This window comes from Ruania alba (assembly GCF_900105765.1).
Classification (GTDB): Bacteria; Actinomycetota; Actinomycetes; order Actinomycetales; family Beutenbergiaceae; genus Ruania; species Ruania alba.
In genome coordinates, this window is sequence record NZ_FNTX01000002.1 from 1984979 (window position 1) to 2002269 (window position 17291).

The 17291-nt window shown below is 70.1% G+C and carries 17 protein-coding genes and 1 pseudogene; 9 read left to right on the forward strand and 9 right to left on the reverse strand.

Annotation, left to right across the window (positions count from 1 at the left end; translation table 11 throughout):
* The first annotated feature begins 456 nt into the window (after positions 1 to 456).
* Positions 457 to 1413: a DUF559 domain-containing protein gene (locus BLU77_RS19280; RefSeq protein ID WP_245708951.1), complete on the forward strand. Its 957-nt coding sequence runs from the start codon at positions 457 to 459 to the stop codon at positions 1411 to 1413.
* Between the two features lie 291 nt (positions 1414 to 1704).
* Here the strand turns inward: BLU77_RS19280 and BLU77_RS19285 are convergent.
* The 5 genes and pseudogenes from BLU77_RS19285 to BLU77_RS19305 all read right to left on the reverse strand — a co-directional run bounded on the left by BLU77_RS19285 (position 1705) and on the right by BLU77_RS19305 (position 7297).
* Positions 1705 to 2891: pseudogene (locus tag BLU77_RS19285) on the reverse strand (cysteine desulfurase family protein).
* Positions 2888 to 3739, reverse strand: a complete 852-nt coding sequence (gene nadC / locus BLU77_RS19290; protein ID WP_089774819.1) for a carboxylating nicotinate-nucleotide diphosphorylase — start codon at positions 3737 to 3739, stop codon at positions 2888 to 2890. Before nadC ends, BLU77_RS19285 begins: the two are co-directional and overlap by 4 nt.
* Complete coding sequence (nadB, locus tag BLU77_RS19295; protein WP_089774821.1) at positions 3736 to 5244, reverse strand: L-aspartate oxidase; 1509 nt, start codon at positions 5242 to 5244, stop codon at positions 3736 to 3738. Before nadB ends, nadC begins: the two co-directional genes overlap by 4 nt.
* Entirely contained in the window at positions 5241 to 6539 is a 1299-nt protein-coding gene (nadA, locus tag BLU77_RS19300; RefSeq protein ID WP_089774823.1) for a quinolinate synthase NadA, read from the reverse strand. The genes nadB and nadA overlap by 4 nt, the downstream gene beginning before the upstream one ends.
* Positions 6536 to 7297 carry an NUDIX hydrolase gene (locus BLU77_RS19305; RefSeq protein WP_245708952.1) on the reverse strand — a complete coding sequence of 254 codons (762 nt, stop codon included), beginning with the start codon at positions 7295 to 7297 and terminating at the stop codon, positions 6536 to 6538. The genes nadA and BLU77_RS19305 overlap by 4 nt, the downstream gene beginning before the upstream one ends.
* Before the next feature lie 237 nt (positions 7298 to 7534).
* On the opposite strand from BLU77_RS19305, the gene BLU77_RS19310 reads away from it, so the two are divergent.
* The 6 genes from BLU77_RS19310 to BLU77_RS19335 all read left to right on the forward strand — a co-directional run bounded on the left by BLU77_RS19310 (position 7535) and on the right by BLU77_RS19335 (position 13035).
* A complete protein-coding gene (locus BLU77_RS19310; protein WP_139177859.1) occupies positions 7535 to 8095 on the forward strand; it encodes a SurA N-terminal domain-containing protein in 561 nt (186 codons plus the stop codon).
* A gap of 35 nt (positions 8096 to 8130) precedes the next feature.
* Positions 8131 to 8820: a MazG nucleotide pyrophosphohydrolase domain-containing protein gene (locus BLU77_RS19315; protein WP_245708953.1), complete on the forward strand. Its 690-nt coding sequence runs from the start codon at positions 8131 to 8133 to the stop codon at positions 8818 to 8820.
* Positions 8821 to 8906: 86 nt separating this feature from the next.
* Positions 8907 to 10196 (forward strand): phosphopyruvate hydratase, encoded by a 1290-nt coding sequence (eno, locus tag BLU77_RS19320; protein ID WP_089774830.1) that lies wholly within the window; start codon positions 8907 to 8909, stop codon positions 10194 to 10196.
* A gap of 391 nt (positions 10197 to 10587) precedes the next feature.
* Positions 10588 to 11490 (forward strand): FtsB family cell division protein, encoded by a 903-nt coding sequence (locus BLU77_RS19325; protein WP_175477227.1) that lies wholly within the window; start codon positions 10588 to 10590, stop codon positions 11488 to 11490.
* A gap of 24 nt (positions 11491 to 11514) precedes the next feature.
* Positions 11515 to 12009, forward strand: a complete 495-nt coding sequence (locus BLU77_RS19330; protein ID WP_089774834.1) for a DUF501 domain-containing protein — start codon at positions 11515 to 11517, stop codon at positions 12007 to 12009.
* Between the two features lie 78 nt (positions 12010 to 12087).
* The gene (locus BLU77_RS19335) at positions 12088 to 13035 is read left to right on the forward strand and encodes a Ppx/GppA phosphatase family protein (protein WP_089774835.1); all 948 of its coding nucleotides are present in this window, start codon (positions 12088 to 12090) and stop codon (positions 13033 to 13035) included.
* Here the strand turns inward: BLU77_RS19335 and BLU77_RS19340 are convergent.
* The 4 genes from BLU77_RS19340 to BLU77_RS19355 all read right to left on the reverse strand — a co-directional run bounded on the left by BLU77_RS19340 (position 12952) and on the right by BLU77_RS19355 (position 15903).
* Positions 12952 to 13386 (reverse strand): luciferase domain-containing protein, encoded by a 435-nt coding sequence (locus tag BLU77_RS19340; RefSeq protein ID WP_175477228.1) that lies wholly within the window; start codon positions 13384 to 13386, stop codon positions 12952 to 12954. The genes BLU77_RS19335 and BLU77_RS19340 overlap by 84 nt on opposite strands.
* A 104-nt stretch (positions 13387 to 13490) precedes the next feature.
* Complete coding sequence (locus tag BLU77_RS19345) at positions 13491 to 14960, reverse strand: sugar porter family MFS transporter (protein WP_089774837.1); 1470 nt, start codon at positions 14958 to 14960, stop codon at positions 13491 to 13493.
* A 92-nt stretch (positions 14961 to 15052) separates the two neighbouring features.
* A complete protein-coding gene (locus BLU77_RS19350; RefSeq protein ID WP_089774839.1) occupies positions 15053 to 15418 on the reverse strand; it encodes a VOC family protein in 366 nt (121 codons plus the stop codon).
* A 92-nt stretch (positions 15419 to 15510) separates the two neighbouring features.
* Positions 15511 to 15903 (reverse strand): VOC family protein, encoded by a 393-nt coding sequence (locus BLU77_RS19355; RefSeq protein ID WP_245708954.1) that lies wholly within the window; start codon positions 15901 to 15903, stop codon positions 15511 to 15513.
* 91 nt (positions 15904 to 15994) lie between these two features.
* Between BLU77_RS19355 and BLU77_RS19360 the strand changes: the two genes are divergently transcribed.
* Entirely contained in the window at positions 15995 to 16861 is an 867-nt protein-coding gene (locus BLU77_RS19360; protein ID WP_089774843.1) for a hypothetical protein, read from the forward strand.
* Between the two features lie 3 nt (positions 16862 to 16864).
* Positions 16865 to 17239: a GntR family transcriptional regulator gene (locus tag BLU77_RS19365; protein WP_245708955.1), complete on the forward strand. Its 375-nt coding sequence runs from the start codon at positions 16865 to 16867 to the stop codon at positions 17237 to 17239.
* Positions 17240 to 17291: the final 52 nt, after the last annotated feature.

Sequence of the window (17291 nt, forward strand, 5' to 3'; positions counted from 1 at the left end):
AGGTCGGAGCCACTCGGGTTGGGACACGCTCGGGTTGGGACACGCTAGGCCGGTAGGTGCCGCTGCTTGTCGAGTCCCGGCGGCGAGGTGCCATCGTTGGTCGGTGTGCCGCCACGAGGTGCCATCGTTGGTCGGTGTGGCGCCACGAGGTGCCATCGTTGGTCGCATCTGGGGGCGGTTGGCGACGATCGGTGTCACCTACCGGGATCGGTGCCCACGGCGAGGTGCCACTCCTTGTCGCCAATGCGCCCCGATCGCGACGACGACCGGCACCTACCGGGAATGGGCGCCACGGTAGGTGCCACTCCTCGTCGCTCGCCCGCGCTGATCGCGACGACGACCGGCACTTTGCACACGTCGCACCTCGTGGACTTTCTGGCTGTGGACATGCACCTCTATCCACAGCACGGTCGATGTGCCCCGACATCGCGATGCCGCACGCGCCACGGTCGGTTCATGAGACCTCCTCACCCGTTGCCGTCGAACCTGGTGGACCGGCCTTTCGCCGTCAGACAAGCCGTTGATCAGGGAGTTCATCCGGAGCGACTCCGCCGTGCCGACCTTGTCGCACCCTTCGTCGGGACCCGCCTGCCGGCTGATCGCGAGCCCACGCTGCTCGACCTGTGTCGCGCGCTCGCGGAGGTGCGCCCGGACTGCTTCATCTCCCATGCCACAGCTGCGCGGCTGCACGGTCTCCCGTTGCCGGCGCGCTTTCGTGGCGACACAGCGATCGATCTCGCAGTGTTCAATCCCGGTAGGTCGCCGCGGTTGGACGGGGTCCGTGGGCACCACCTCGATCGCCGGTACACATCGGTGGTGCAGGTCAAGGACCACGCAGGCAGTGGCGATCATGACGGCGTGCCGACGTCCTCGCCGGTCTCCACCTGGCGTCAACTGGCCTGGGTGCTGAGTGAGCGGGAACTGGTGGCGGTCGGGGACTCGCTCCTTCGCCGACAACAGCCGATGGCGACGATCGACCAGTTGCAGGCCGCAGTCGACTCGCTGCGCGGAGTGCCCGGACATGGCCGGCTGTACCGAGCTCTGCTCGATGTGCGCCCCGGCACGGACTCCGGGCAGGAGTCGTCGCTGCGCGTCGACCTCATCCAGGCGGGCCTTCCGGAGCCGGAGATCAATCCGGCGATCTACGACGCCGATGGTGAGTTCATAGGGTACGGCGACATGGTGTTCCGCGAGCAGAAGGTGATCGTCGAGTACGACGGCGACCATCATCGGACGGACATCGGCCAGTACAACACCGACGTGGACCGGCTGAACGCCTTCGGTCGCGCGGGATGGCTGGTGATCCGTGTCAACAAGTCGCACCGTGGCGCCGCGCGCGCCCGGATCGTCGCCGAGATCCGCGACGCGTTGATCGATCGCGGATGGCGACCGGCCCTCCGACACGCGGCATAGTGCCACCGGCTGCCGACGGATACCGGCACCTACCCGGTGAGCGAGGTGCCATCATTCGTCGCCGCCCGCCCTCATCCCGACAACCGTTGGCACCACGCTGGTATGACCTCGCGGGTTGGTGCCATGGGTCGTCGTCAGCACGCCGAGATGCCGACGACGAGTGGCACTTCGCGGGCCGGTGCCGACGGCGAGTGGCACCTCGCGGGGTGGTGGTGACGACGGGTGGCACTTCGCGGGCCGGTGCCGACGGCGAGTGGCACCTACCGGGGCGATACCGACAGCGAGCGGCACCTACCCGGCGAGCGCGCCCACCGACTCGGCCACCAGGTCCGCGGCGGCCGCCAGGCCCTCGGCATCGACGTCGGCACCGGCTGTGAAGCGCACCGACGTCTGCGCCACCTCCGGCGCGATCCCGCAGGCCAGGAGCACATGCGAGGGCTCGTCCGACCCCGCCGCGCACGCCGACCCGCTCGAGCTGATCACCCCGCGCCGTTCCAGCTCCAGCAGCACCGCCTCGCCCGAGACCCCCGGGAAGCAGAACGAGGCATGGTTGGGCAGTCGTCCGACGGCGGTACTCCCGTCCCGTATCGACCCCGCCCCTGGCGGTGGTGCGGCCGGACTTCCGGTGAGCTGCGCCGCCGGCACCAGCTCCAGCACCCGCGCGGTGAAGTCGGCCATCGCCGCCCCGACCCGCGCCACCCGCGCCTCCCGCTCGGACTCAGCCAACGACAGCGCTACCCCCATCGCCACCGCCCCGGCCACGTTCTCGGTCCCTGACCGGCGCTCGCGCTCCTGCCCACCCCCGTGCAGGACAGGCTCCACCGGAAGGCGACCACGCAGGAACACCGCGCCGATGCCCTTGCCGGCACCGACCTTGTGCCCGGAGAGGCTCAGCGCGTCGACCCCGAGCCGGCCGACCTCCAGCGGCAGCCAGCCGGCGGCCTGCACCGCGTCGGTGTGCATCAGTGCACCCACCGCGTGGGCCGCCTCGGCCAGCGCGGCGACGTCCTGCACGGTCCCGATCTCGTTGTTCGCCAGCGCGATGCTCACCAGCGTGGTGTCCTCGCGCAGCACCGACCGCAACGCATCCGCCGTCACCACGCCGGCACCGTCCACCGGCACCGTGGACACCTCGAACCCGTGCACCCGGCGCAGGTAGTCCACCGACTCCAGCACCGCCTCGTGCTCGATTCCCGAGGTCACCAGGTGGCGCCCGCGCGGGTTCGCCAACGCCAGCCCCTTGATGGCCAGGTTGTCGCACTCGGTCCCCCGGAGGTGAACGTCACCTCGCTCGCCCGGCAGCCCAGCACGCGAGCGACGGACCGCCGCGCCTCCTGCAGCCCCGCCGCCGCTCGTTCACCCAGGCTGTGATGGCTCGACGGGTTCCCGAACTCTCCGGTGAGATAGGGCCACATCGCCTCCAATGCCTCGCGGCGCATCGCGGTGGTCGCTGCGGCATCCAGGTACAGCGCCGTCATGCCACCTCGATGTCCAGTCCGAGATCCAGGGCCGGCGCCGAGTGCGTCAGCGCACCCACGCTGATCACGTCCACCCCGGTCTCGGCCACAGCCCGTACCGTATCCAGGCCAATCGCCCCGCTCGCCTCCACGATCGCTCGCCCAGCCACCAGCGTCACCCCGGCGCGCAGGTCCTCGAGGGAGAAGTTGTCGAGCATGATCGTGTCCACCCCGGCGGCCAGCACCGGCTGGATCTGTTCGATCCGATCGACCTCCACCTCCAGGTGGGTGGTGTGCCCGAGCTGCTGCTTGGCGGCGCCGATCGCCTCGGTCACCCCGATGCCGGCGGCCCGCGCCACCGCGAGGTGGTTGTCCTTGACCATCACCGCGTCCGAGAGGGAGAACCGGTGATTGTGCCCGCCCCCGGCGCGGACGGCGTGCTTCTCCAGCGCCCGCAGCCCGGGTGTGGTCTTGCGGGTGTCGACGATCCGCACCCCGGTGCCGGCCACTGCGTCCACGAACGCCGCGGTGAGGGTGGCGATCCCGGACATGCGCTGCACGAAGTTCAGGGCGATCCGCTCCGCCCGCAGCACCTCGCGCGCTGACCCCTGCACCCGGGCGAGGGTGTCTCCGTGGCTGAACCGATCGCCGTCGGCCCGCTCCCAGCGCACCACCGTGTCGGCGTCGACCAGCCGGAACGCGGTGCTTGCCACCTCCGAACCTGCCAAGGTTCCTTCAGTCCGGGCGCGCAGCAGCGCGGTCGCGTAGGCCGACGGCGGAACGAACGCCCCGCCGGTGACGTCGCCCCAGGGCGCATCCTCGGCGAGTGCGGCGGCGACCACCGTCTCGATGTGTGCGGGCGTCATCATGAGGCCGTCTCCAGGACTCGTGCGTCGTCACGGTGGTGCGCACCGATCGAGTCGGTGCGCAGTCGGGCGGCCCGGGCGGTGAGCCGGGCCAGCAGGAACAGGTTGGCGTCCTCGTAGGTGCTCACCGCGGAGGCAGGTGCGCCCCCGGCCCATCCGGCGAGCGTGCGCTCGGCCGCAGCGAGCTCCTCCCCGTCCCGGCCCAGTCCGACGGCGTCCCACATCAAGTCCTGCAGGCTCGCCCGGGTGCAGTTCGGGTAGGCGAGGGTGCTGCTGGTGATCGACGCATCGTTCTGATCGGGCGCGTGGAGAGCGGGCGACCAGTCGACAGTGCTGATGTCCGCGGCCACTGCCAGTGCGGCACGGTGCCCGAACACGGCACCTTCGAGGAGGGAGTTGGAGGCGAGCCGGTTCGCTCCGTGCACCCCCGTGCGGGCCACCTCTCCGATGGCGTAGAGCCCGGGCACGGAGGTACGTCCGGCCAGGTCGGTGGTCACCCCGCCCATCCAGTAGTGCGCGGCCGGCGTAATCGGGACCGGCTCGCGAGCCCAGTCCAGTCCGGCAGCCCGCGCGGCGGTGTCGATGCTGGGGAACCGCTCGGCGAGCCGGGTTGCCCCGAGCGCGGTGGCGTCGAGGCTCACCGGCGCGCCCGTGCTGCGCATCCGGTCCGCGACGGCGCGGGCCACCACGTCCCGCGGGGCGAGCTCGGCATCGGGATGCACGCCGATCATGAACCGTTCCCCGGCCGCATCCCGCAGGACGGCACCCTCGCCGCGGACCGCCTCCGAGACGAGGAAGTTGCCCGGCAGCGCCAGCGTGGTGGGGTGGAACTGGTAGAACTCCAGGTCCGCCAGCGCGGCACCGGCCCGAGCGGCCAGGGCAACCCCGTCACCGGTGGCCACGGCGGGGTTGGAGGTGTACGGGTATAGCTGGCCCGCCCCTCCGGTGGCCAGCACGACGGCGTCAGCGGCCAGCTCTTCCTGCCCACCGGAGGAGGTGAGCACACGTGCGCCACGCACGCGTCCGCCGTCGGTGATCAGCTCGGTGACCAGGGTGTGCCCGCGCACCTCGATGCCGGCGCGTGCCGCGGTGGCCAGTAGAGCATCGGCAATCCCGGCCCCGGTGGCGTCCCCACCGGCGTGCAGGATCCGCGCCACCGAATGGGCGGCCTCCAGGCCGCGGGAGAGCTCGCCGTCGGTGGTCCGGTCGAACGGCACCCCGGCTGCGAGTAGGTCGACGATCCGGTCCGCACCGTCGGCGCACAGAGCCTGCACGGCAGCGGGGTCGCAGTGCCCGGCGCCGGCGGTGAGGGTGTCGGACACGTGCGAGGCCACGCTGTCGCCCGGGGCCGGGGGGTGGGTGACGGCAGCGATCCCGCCCTGGGCGGCGTAGGTGTTGCTGGCCGCGGGCTCGGACTTGGTGACCACCAGCACCTGCTCGGGGCGGGGGTGGGCGAGGGCGGTGATGAGGCCGGCGATGCCGGTACCCACCACCAGGGTGCGGGTCATGCGCTCGTCCCGGCCGCGGCCGGTGGCTTGGCGGCGAGCATCCGCTCCAGCGCCACCCGCGCGGGTGTGGTGACGTCGTCGGGCACCTGGATCTGGTTCACCACGGTGCCATCGACGAGGGACTCCAGCACCCAGGCGAGATAGCCCGGGTGGATCCGGTACATCGTCGAGCACGGGCAGACCACCGGGTCCAGGCAGAAGATGGTGTGCTGCGGGTACTCGGCGGCCAGGCGCTGCACCAGGTTGATCTCGGTGCCGATCGCGAAGGTGGTCGGCTCGGTCGCGGCGGCGATCGCCTTGGTGATGTAGTCGGTGGACCCCGATTCGTCCGCGGCATCCACAACGGGCATCGGGCACTCGGGGTGCACGATCACCCGGACGCCCGGGTGTTCGGCACGGGCCGCCTCGATCTGGGCGACGGTGAACCTGCGGTGCACCGAGCAGAAGCCGTGCCAGAGGATCACCTCGGCGTCGAGCAGCGACTGCTCGTCGTTGCCGCCGAGCGGCTTGTTCGGGTTCCACATGGGCATCTGATCCAGCGAGATGCCCATCGCCTTGGCGGTGTTGCGGCCGAGGTGCTGGTCGGGGAAGAACAACACCCGCTGCCCACGCTCGAACGCCCACTCCAGCACCGTGGCGGCATTGGAGGAGGTGCACACGATGCCCCCGTTGCGGCCGCAGAACCCCTTGATGGCGGCGGAGGAGTTCATGTAGGTGACAGGGATGACGCTCTGGCGTCCGTCGTCGGCCGTGGGGCCATAGACGTCCATCAGCTGTTCCCAGCACTCCTCCACTTGATCGATGTCGGCCATGTCGGCCATCGAGCAGCCGGCCGCGAGGTTCGGCAGGATCACGGCCTGCTCGGGCTGGGAGAGCATGTCAGCCGTCTCGGCCATGAAGTGCACGCCGCAGAACACGATCGCCTCCGCCTCGGGGCGGGTCAGTGAGGCGTTCGCGAGTTGGAATGAGTCGCCTACGAAGTCGGCGTGGGCGATGATCTCGTCGCGCTGGTAGAAGTGGCCGAGGATCACCAGCTTCTCACCCAGCGTCTCCTTCGCGGCGCGGATGCGTGCGTGCAGGTCCTCGGTGGAGGCCTGCTTGTAGGCGTCCGGCAGCTCGCCCTGGCGGGGGGCGGTGGTGGGAATCTCGTCGGCCATCGACGCGCCGGGGCCGTACCCGGGCTGTGGGTCGAACTCCCACGGCCCCTGTGCGAGGTCGGGTGAACACGTGCTGCCCGGTGCCTGCTGGGTGGTGATCAGCTGGATGCGGGTGTCGACGGAGGCGGTCTGGCTCATCGGGAGCTCCTCGTGGCCGGGGGAGTGGGACTCGGTTCAGGGGTGGTCGGCGGGGCGGCCAGAGGGCCGAGATCCACCGGCGCGATTGCGGTGTTGTAGCGGTAGAGCCGTGCCGGGCGATGTCGCCCGCCGGTGCGGAAGGACTCCGTGGGCACGACGGCGTCGCTCGCCTCCACCTGTCGGCGGAAGTTGGCGGGATCCAGCTCGCGTTGCAGGACCAGCTCGTGCACCTCGCGCAGCTCGCGCAGGGTGAAGTGCTCACCCAGGAAAGCGTGCGCGATCCGGGAGTACTCCACCTTGGTGCGGAGCCGCCACAGGGCGTAGTCGACGATGAGGTTGTGGTCGAAGGCGAGATCGGGCAGCTGATCGGCCGCGAGCCACCGCACGTTCTGACCCACGCGGGCGCGTGCGGCCTCGTGCTGGCTCACCAAGGCCCAGTAGACGACCGAGACCACCCGTTCACCGGGCTCAGCGGCCGTGGCCCCGGAGCGGTCCGGCTCGCCGAAGGCGTACAGCTGCTCCAGGTAAGTGGGGCGCAGGCCCGTGGTCTCCTCCAGCGTGCGGGCGGCAGCGTCGGTGAGACCTTCCTCGCCGCGGAGCGGGCCACCGGGGAGGGCCCAGAAACCGTCGTAGGGCTCGCGCACGCGGCAGACCAACGGGAGGGACAGCACCGGATGAGGGGCGTCGAGAGCCGTTCGTGCCGAGCGGCGATCGGGGTCCCGCAAGGCGAAGATCACGGTGGAGACGGCGAGCTGCACGGGATCCTCCCTCCCGATCGGCGGCCTCGAATGAGTTAAGAGTACACGTGACCTGTACTCACTGAACATCTTAGAGTCTCAACAACCTTTACCAGAACCGGTCGGATCGACGTCGCCAGGTGCCGCGATGTGTCGCCGGTACACCCGACGGAGCGACGATTCATGGCACCAGGCCATCGCCGACGGGCTCTACCATGGGTCTCGGTACCGAACCGCTCCGAAAGGTCTCCCGTGGCAATGACGTCCCGTACGCGCCGCATCGTCCCTCCCGTGGTGGCGGTGTTGTCCGCTGCCCTGTTCGCCGCCGGGTGTGCCGGTGAACCCGGCGCCGCTGCCGTGGTCAACGGTGAGACGATCAGCGAGAGTGAGCTCGCAGAGACCACGGAGGCCCTGGCGCCGTTCCTGAACGCCGAAGTCGGTCCGGATCTGATGCTCGCCACGATGATCCAGGCACCGGTGCTGCTCGACGTCGCCGCGGAGCACGGGGTCGCAGCATCGGTGGATGAGACCGAGACGTACCTGGACGGGTTGTCCGCGCAGGCGCAGGTGGAGGCCCCGGAGTCGTACCCGGCCGGTGCGATCGAGGTGGCCCGGTTCCTGATCGTCAGTGGTGAGCTGGGCCAGAGTCCCGATGCGCAGGCTATCGGGGCGGCGATGAATGAACAGATGGCCGAGCTCGACGTCGAGATCAGCCCCCGGTACGGGAGCTGGGACCCGGAGCTCGCCGAGGGGAGCGCGATCGCACCGGCCCAGCACGACTGGCTCCTCGCCCCGGCAGCGCCTCCTGAGCAGGGATGACCTCGCCGAGCGGCAGGCACGGTACGGAATCGGCCGTGACTGCGCCGCACGCGGATCCGCTGCGCGAGGCGGTGGCGGTGATGGACCGGCTGCGCTCACCGGGCGGCTGCCCGTGGGACGCCGAGCAGACGCACGCCTCGCTCGCTCCGTACGCGATCGAGGAGGCGCACGAGCTGGCCGAGGCCGCCGAGAGCGGCGATCGGGAGCACCTCCTCGAAGAGCTCGGCGATCTGTTGCTGCAGGTCCTCTTTCATGCCCGCGTGGCTGCCGAGGGGAGCCTCGGGGAGCCATTCGACCTCGACGACGTCGCTCGCACCCTGGTCGCGAAGCTCACGTCCCGGCACCCGCACGTGTTCGCCGCTGACCCGCACGAGGACGGTGGCGAGGGCGAGGCGCCGTCAGTGACGGCCTCGGACGTGAACGAGCGCTGGGAGCAGCTCAAGGCCGCGGAGAAGCAGCGCGCTTCACTGCTCGATGGGATTCCCGCGTCCACGCCCGCTCTTGCACGCACCCAGAAGGTGGTGCGCCGCTCCGAACGTGCCCAGGTGCCCCTTCCCGAACCGGGCGATGACATCGGCGGGCGACTGGACGCCGTCGTGCGGGACGCGGTGGCCGCCGGTATGGACGCCGAAGCGGCGTTGCGGGAGCGGGTACGGACCCTGGAGGCAGCCGTACGAGCGGCCGAGGCCGCGGGAGTGCCAGCTGCCGAGACTCTCGCGCCCTAGCATTCCGGCCCTACTACAGTGGCCCCTGGAAATCCGTCGGCCCTGCATCCACGGGCCGATCCCAGAATCCATCAGAAGGAGTCACTGTGGCCAGTATCGAGGCCGTCGGAGCACGCGAGATCCTCGACTCTCGCGGAAACCCGACCGTTGAGGTGGAGATCGCCCTGGAGGACGGTTCGTTCGCGCGCGCCGCAGTTCCCTCGGGCGCATCCACCGGTGCATTCGAAGCGGTGGAGCGCCGTGACGGCGACAAGGGCCGTTACCTGGGCAAGGGCGTGGAGAACGCCGTGGCCGCGGTCACCGAGACCATCGCTCCGGAGATCCTCGGCCTCGACGCCGCGGACCAGCGCCACCTCGACCAGACCCTGATCGACCTCGACGGCAGCCCGAACAAGGGCAAGCTCGGCGCGAACGCCATCCTCGGCGTCTCCCTCGCGGCCGCGCGCGCCGCCGCCGAGAGCGCCGACCTGTCCCTGTTCCGCTACGTCGGTGGGCCGAACGCGCACGTGCTGCCGGTGCCGATGATGAACATCCTCAACGGTGGGTCGCACGCCGACTCCAACGTGGACATCCAGGAGTTCATGATCGCTCCGATCGGTGCGAGCTCCTTCAAGGAGGCGCTGCGCTGGGGCGCGGAGGTCTACCACGCGCTCAAGGGTGTGCTCAAGGAGCGCGGCCTGGCCACCGGCCTGGGCGACGAGGGCGGTTTCGCGCCGAACCTGGAGAGCAACCACGCCGCGCTGGACCTGATTGTCGAGTCCATCGAGAAAGCCGGCTACACCCCGGGTGAGCAGATCGCGCTCGCCCTGGATGTGGCCTCGACCGAGTTCTTCTCCGACGGCACCTACCAGTTCGAGGGGAAGTCCATCACCCCGGCTGAGCTGATCAGCTACTACGAGGACCTCGTGGCCAAGTACCCGCTGGTCTCCATCGAGGACCCGCTGAGCGAGGACGAGTGGGACTCCTGGTCCGAGCTCGTGGCCAAGATCGGTGACAAGGTGCAGATCGTCGGTGACGACCTGTTCGTGACCAACCCGGAGCGCCTCGCCAAGGGCATCGAGACCAAGGCGGCGAACTCGCTGCTGGTGAAGCTGAACCAGATCGGTTCGCTCACCGAGACCCTGGACGCCGTGGAGCTCGCGCAGCGCAACGGCTTCACCGCGATGGTCTCCCACCGCAGCGGTGAGACCGAGGACACCACGATCGCCGACCTCTCGGTGGCGGTGAACGCCGGCCAGATCAAGACTGGTGCCCCCGCCCGTGGTGAGCGGATCAACAAGTACAACCAGCTCCTGCGCATCGAGGACGAGCTGGACGCCGCAGCCCGGTACGCCGGTGCGGGCGCCTTCCCCCGGTGGAAGGGCACCAGCGCCTGAGCGAGCGCTGACCTCGCGCTCTGCGCGAACCATCACTGACGGCGGGTACCTCACGGGGTGCCCGCCGTCCGTGCGTCCCGAGCCCCCGCGCCCCGCGAGGTGCCGCTCGTCGTCGGTCTCGCCCGGGATGAGCGACGGCGGTTGGCACCTACCGAAGCCTGGGCGCCACTCGTTGTTGGTGTCGCTCGGGGTGTCGACGGCGGACGGCACCTACCAGCGGGGGTGGCAGTCGTCGGTGCGTCCCGAGCCCTCGCCCACCACCGCGAGGTGCCACTCGTCGTCGGTGCCGCCCGGGATTTCCGACGGCGGATGGCACCTACCGAAGCCTGGGTGCCACTCGTCGTCGGTATCGGGGCGCGGGACCGACAGCGAGTGGCACCTTGCGAGTGTGATGGGGAGCGCTACCCAGCGACTCGCGCCGGGCGTTCCGGGAGAATCGGCCCAGCGTGGGCGACCATGGGGTCGTGGCTGCCCGACGACCTCCCTCACCGCGCACCCCTGCGCGCGCGTCGTCGACCCCGAGCAAGGCAGCCACGGCCACGAAGACCGCCCCGGCGAAGGGCCGCACCGGAGGTGGCAGGACCGCCGCCAGCAAGGCAGCGGGCGCCAGCACGGCCACTGGTCAGGCCGCGGGTGGTCGGTCCACCCCACGCAGGTCCACGGGGGCGCAGCGGGCAAGGCGGCGGCCGGCAAAACAGTTCCCCGCACCACGTCCGGGCGCGCACCCGGACGTGCCGCCACCCGCAGCGGCGCCTCGCGCAGCGCGCCGCGCTCGGCATCGTCCCGGCCGGCACCCAAGTCGGTCCGTCCGCAGAGCAAGCCGCAGCCGAAGCCCTCCGCAACTCGACGGTCCGCCACTGCGCGGCGCGGCGGAGCGACCCGCGAGGAGGCGACCGAGCCGCGCCAGATCACGGTGCGCGGACTGGTGCTCTTCGTGGTGATCTTGATGGCGTTCATCGTGCTGGCGCCCACGCTGCGGGCGTACGTCACCCAGCAGGAGGAGCAGCGCGATCTCGCTGCCCAGATCGTCGCCGCTCGCGATCGCAACGCCGAGCTGCAGGCGCAGATCGACCAGTGGGAGGACCCGGTCTACGTCCAGGCCCGAGCCCGCGACCGGCTCGGATTCGTGATGCCGGGGGAGACCCCGTACCGTGTGGTCGATCCCGAGACCGTGACCGGCGAGGAACCCGCCTCCGCGGCGGATGACCAGGGCCCGGTCTCGGTGCCGCCGACCGGCCCCTGGTACCTGACCGTGTGGGACTCGGTGCAGGTCGCCGGCGAGATCGAGGACTGACCCGAGACGAGCGTGAGGAACGCAGTGACCGACGAACGCCTGCGACCCGGTGACCTGGACGCGGTGGCCACCCAGCTCGGCCGCACCCCCCGCGGTGTGGTGGCCGTGGCTGCGCGGTGCGTGTGCGGGAACCCGCTGGTGGTGCGGACCCTGCCGCGCCTGCACGATGGCACCCCGTTCCCCACCTCGTTCTACCTCACCTCACCGGGTGCGGTTGGTGCCGTCAGCACGCTCGAGGCGAACGGTGTGATGCGTCAGATGACGGACCGGATCGGTGAGGACGCCGAGCTTGCCGCCGCCTACCAGCGTGCCCACGAGGATTACCTGCGCCGCCGCACCGAGCTCGGGGAGGTGGCCGAGATCGCCGGCATCTCCGCCGGCGGGATGCCCACCCGGGTGAAGTGCCTGCACGTCCTCGTCGCGCACGCCCTCGCCGTGGGCCCCGGTATCAATCCGCTCGGTGATGAAGCCCTGGAGATGATCCGTGAGACGTGGCGCCCGGATCGCTGCACCTGCTGAAGCGCCCGACGGCGTCCCTGACCTGATCGTCGAGGGAGCCGGTCCGCCGATGGCCGGCCGGCATGGCAGGCTGGGAGCGTGACTCGAGTGGCTGCCATCGACTGCGGAACGAACTCCATCCGGTTGCTGATCGCGGACCGAGCCGATGGCCGGCTCACTGACGTGACGCGCCTGATGGAGGTGGTGCGGCTCGGTCAGGGGGTGGACCGCACCGGTGAGTTCGATCCGGTCGCACTGGACCGCACGCTCGAGGCCACGACCCGCTACGCCCGGCTGTGCGAGGAACACGAGGTGGAGGCCGTCCGGTTCGTCGCCACGTCCGCCACCAGGGACGCGCGCAACCGGGACGTCTTCCTCGACGGCGTCCGGGCCGCCCTGGGCATCGACGCGGAGGTGATCTCCGGCGGGGAGGAGGCGTCCCTCTCGTTCGCCGGAGCGGTCAGCATCCTTGGCGAGGACGCGCCAGGGGACCGCCTCGTGGTGGATATCGGTGGGGGATCGACCGAGCTGGTGCTCGGCGGTGGCCAGACGCCTGATGCGTCGATCTCTCTCGACATGGGGTGTGTGCGGATGACCGAGCGCCACCTGCACGACGATCCACCCACTGCGGCGCAGATCGCTTCCGCGGTCGGTGAAGTGCGCACTGCCCTGGACCGGGCCGCCGCCGAGGTGCCGCTTGCTCAGGTGGGCACGGTCGTCGGCGTCGCGGGATCGGTGACGACGGTGACGGCGCACGCCCTCGGGCTGGAGAGCTACCAGCGGGAACGGATCAATGCCACCCGGCTACCCATCGCGCAGGTGCGCGCCACCTGTGCCGACCTGCTCGCGATGCCCCGCACCGAGCGGGCGGCCCTCGGCTTCATGCACCCGGGTCGGGTGGACGTGATCGGTGCGGGCGCGCTCATCTGGTCCGAGGTGCTGGCGCGGGTCGCGGCCGAGGTCTCAGGCGCCGGTGGCGTCCTGACCGACGTGATCACCAGCGAGCACGACATTCTGGACGGCATCGCGTTGTCCGTCCAGGCATGAGTCGCCTCGGGCGAAAGCGATGGACTCGGCGATCAGGCCGAGAATGACCTCCAGCTCATGCCGGTTGCGGGGCCCGTACACCATCCACTCGGTGCCGAAATCGCCGTGCTGGTGCGGTTCAGCCCAACCGAGCTCGACCAGCTGGTCTCCTCGGTCGGCAGGAAGGACGAGGTGGATGCTGGTGTCGTGCACGCCGTGCAGGTGTACTGGTTCCGGCCTGCGGCCCGGAGCGAGCGAGGTCTCTGCACTCCGTTCCTTGAGTAGGTCGGTGAGAAACACTGCGCGTGACGACGGTGGAGACACCTGGCTGTGCCCTTCGACGACGCCGTCCATCTCGAATGTTGCGGCCACGAGCTCGCCCCACACCGCGGCAGGTGCGCATTGGTCCAACTGGCGGTGCGGGCCATCTGTGGATGTCGTGGGGCGGGGTCCACCGCGGCCCGCGTCCTGGCCGCTCATGAGGTCGGACGAGCCCGGCGGCGCCGCTCCACCACCGGGGAATCACTCATGTCCTCGAGCTCCCGGCCCTTTGTTTCCGGCACCTTGGTGAGCACGAAGAAGAACGACAACAGTGCGAAGAACGCGTAGAAGCCGTACGCGAACGGCAGGCCGATCTCGGCGAAGGCGGGGAACGTCGTCGAGATGAAGAAGTTCGCGATCCACTGCGCCGCCGCAGCCACCGAGAGCGCCCACGCGCGGATCGAGTTGGGGAACATCTCGCCGAGCAGCACCCACACCAGCGGGCCCCAGCTCACGCCGAAGAACACCACGAATCCGTTCGCGCAGATCAGCGCCACGATCGACCATGGCGCGTCGAGCTCGGCGGTCTGTGTCCCGTCCGGATTCGTCACCAGGGTGGCGAACGAGAACGCGATCGCCATCATGCCCAGCGTCACCGCCATGCCGATCGAACCGGTCATCAGCATCGGCCGCCGGCCCACCTTGTCCACCAGGAGGATCGCCACGATCGTCACGACGATGTTCGTCACTGACGTGATCACCGTGATGGTCAGCGCGTTCGACTCGTCGAAGCCGACCGAGCGCCACAGCGTGGTGGAGTAGTAGAAGATCACGTTGATGCCGACGAACTGCTGGAAGACCGAGAGCAGGATCCCGACCCACACGATCGGCTTCAACCCGAACCGCTTGCCGCGCAGGTCGCTGAGCACCTGCAGGTGCTCCTCCTGCAGCGTGGCGCGGATCTCCTCGATGCGGAGGTTGACGTTCACCTCGCCGGTGAAGTCGTAGAGCACCTGGGACGCCTTGTCGATCTTCCCGCGGGCCACCAGGTACCGCGGTGACTCCGGCAGTCGCAACGCCATCAGACCGTAGACCGCGGCGGGGACGGCCTCCGCCATGAACATCCACCGCCAGGCCTCCCGACCCCACCACAGCTCGTTCGCCGAACCGCCGGCCGTGTTGGCGAGCATCGCATCGGAGAGCAGGGCGACGAAGATGCCGGTGACGATCGCGAGCTGCTGCAGCGAGCCGAGCCGTCCACGTACCCGGGCCGGGGACACTTCGGCGATGTAAGCGGGTGCGATCACCGAGGCGGCGCCCACACCGATTCCACCCACCACGCGCCAGACGATGAAGTCGACCACGCCGAAGGCAAGTCCGGAACCGATGGCCGAGGCAAAGAACAGCACCGCGGCTAGCACCATCGTCGGGACTCGCCCGAAGTGGTTGGCGACAGCGCCGGCGAACCACGCCCCGGCGGCGCAGCCGAGCAGCGCGGACGAGACCGCGAACCCCTTGAGCGCGGCGCCCAACTCGAAACCGGACGGCGCCTCCCCAGCCAAGGCATCCACGGCGCCATTGATGACGGCCGTATCGAAGCCGAACAGGAATCCGCCGAGTGCGGCGGCGATGCAGATCGCGATGACCCGACCGTTGAGCCGGTGAACTGCGGGTGACTCGCTCATGCGGTCCTGCCCTTCCGCTGCGCCGAGGGTGATGACTCAGCCGACGCTAGTACCGCGGCGCGGTCTTGTCCTGATGTCGAGGTGCGCTCGGGTCAGCCGGCGTCGGTGACACCCTCGTACAGCCCGATCGTGTTGCCGTCGGCATCGGTGAAGATCGCCCACCAGCTGGTCTCGCTGATCGGCTGCTTGTCCATCACCACGGTGCCGCCGAGCTCGGCCACCTTCGCGAGCGTCTCCTCGATCGAGTCGACCTCCACGTAGGAGCGAGGCTGGGTGAACCCTTCGCCGCGTGGGGCGAGTCCGCCGCCGCTGACCTGATTCGGTGCCCGCCACATCGGGTACCCCTCGAAGCCGGGAATCTCGGCGATCTCCCAGCCGAAGAGCCGGTGATAAAAGGCGATGGCCTGCTCGGTGTTGCTCACCGGGATGTCGATGTGGGTGATGTCTCCGTGCGGCATGGCTGCTCCTCGGTAGGTTCCGCCCTCCCGTGGCGCGGAGGGCCGGCATCGGTGCCGGTGCACCCGAGTCTGGCACCAGCCTCTGACAGCGGCTATCCCTGCGCCACGATCTCCACCTCGAACCCGCGCGCGTCCTCCAGGTAGGCGGCGTAGTGCTCGTCGCCACCGGCCCACGGGTGCCGGTGGGCAAACATCAAGGTCCACCCGTGGTGACCGGCGGCCACGGTGAGCGCCTCCACCTCGGCGCGCGTGCCGCCGTCGAAGGCCAGGTGGTTCAGTCCCGGCTGACGGCGCTCCGCCCGTGCCCCGATCACGTCCGGACCGTGCTCCAGCACCAGATAGGTCGCCCCGAGCGACCAGGACGATCCCTCCGGCCATCGGGACGTACAGACGTATCCGAGTTCGGTGAGCAACCAGATCCAGCTGTGCGTGGCGGCCTCGTCGGGCAGCCAGATCTCCAGGTGGTGCACGGTGCCGCGAGTCATTGATGTCCCCATCTTGTATCAACAACTTGACACAAAATGTGTCCGTTGCCATCTTTGTGTCACATCAACGGTACAAGAAAGGGAGATCATCATGACCGGGATCGTCTGGCTGTTCCTGGCGTTCGTGCTCATCGCCGCCGTGGCGCTGTTCGTCGTGATCGCCGTGTTCAGCCGGGGCACCACACCTCGTGCCGATCACGACGGCGTCCGTCGCGTCCGCAACGTCATCTTGATGGCCCGGGTGGCCGCCGCTGTGCTGGCCGTGCGTGTGGTGATGGACGTGTCCGGTCTCGGGCTGCACGGCCAGGGCCTGGCCCTGGCGCCGGTCGTCGTGGCGATCGTCTGGGTACTCGGCGGGATCGCCGCGGAGATGGTCACCCGATCGGCACTTCGTGACGGTGGGGCCGCCCTGGAGGTGCGCAGTCTGCGACGCTATGTGCCGCGCCGCGGCACGGTGCTGCTCGGACTGAGCGTCGCCCTCCTCGTGACGGCCGCCACGATCACCACGCTGATGGCCGACTCCGGCGGACGTTCGCTGAGCTACTCCTGCGGGACGAACTGCTGGGCCGACCGGTCGCCGTGGCCCGGTGAGTTCTATACCGCACCGCTCGCCGTTGCCTTCGTCGTGCTGCTCGCGCTGGTCACCACCAACATCTGGCTCGCCGTGTCCAGGCCGCGCGGCCGTCTCGACGATGCCGATGCTGCTGCCGACGATGCCACCCGGACCGCAGCGGTGGCCGCCGCGCTGGCGGTGGTGGCGCTCGCCACCGCCGCGACGGCGGCAGGACTGGCGATCTTCGGTCTCCTCCCGGCGGCCTTCGATCCGGACGGACTGGTGCTGGCCCGGCTCACCCTCGCACTCACCCTTGCAGCGGTCGCAGTGGCTGCTGCCAGCTCGGCCGCGTTGTTGGTGACAGCATTCTCGCCGCGACCGTCGCGCACCCCATCGGAGGACTGAGCCGTGCAGGTGCACATCGATGACGGCGACCCGACCCCGCCGTACGAGCAGCTGCGCCGGCAGCTGCTCGCCCTGATGCAGGCCGGTGCTCTGCCGGCGGGAGTCCGCCTCCCGCCGATCCGGCAGCTCGCCGCGGACCTCGGAGTGGCCGCCGGTACGGTCGCCCGCGCCTATCGCGAGCTGGAGGACGCGGGGTGGGTGGTCTCCCGCCGTGGTGGCGGCACTCGGGTGGCGGACGGTGCCCCTGCGTCGGCGGTAGCTCCGGGGGTCGATCTCTCTGACGTGACCGCGGCCGTGCGGCGGGCGCGAGCCGGTGGAGCCAGCGCTGCGCAGATTCGCGCGACCGTGGACCTGGCGCTCGACGCTGCGCCGGAGTGAAACCAGCGAGCGCGGCAGCCCGAGCTGTGGTGAGCCGACCGCCAGGGGTGCG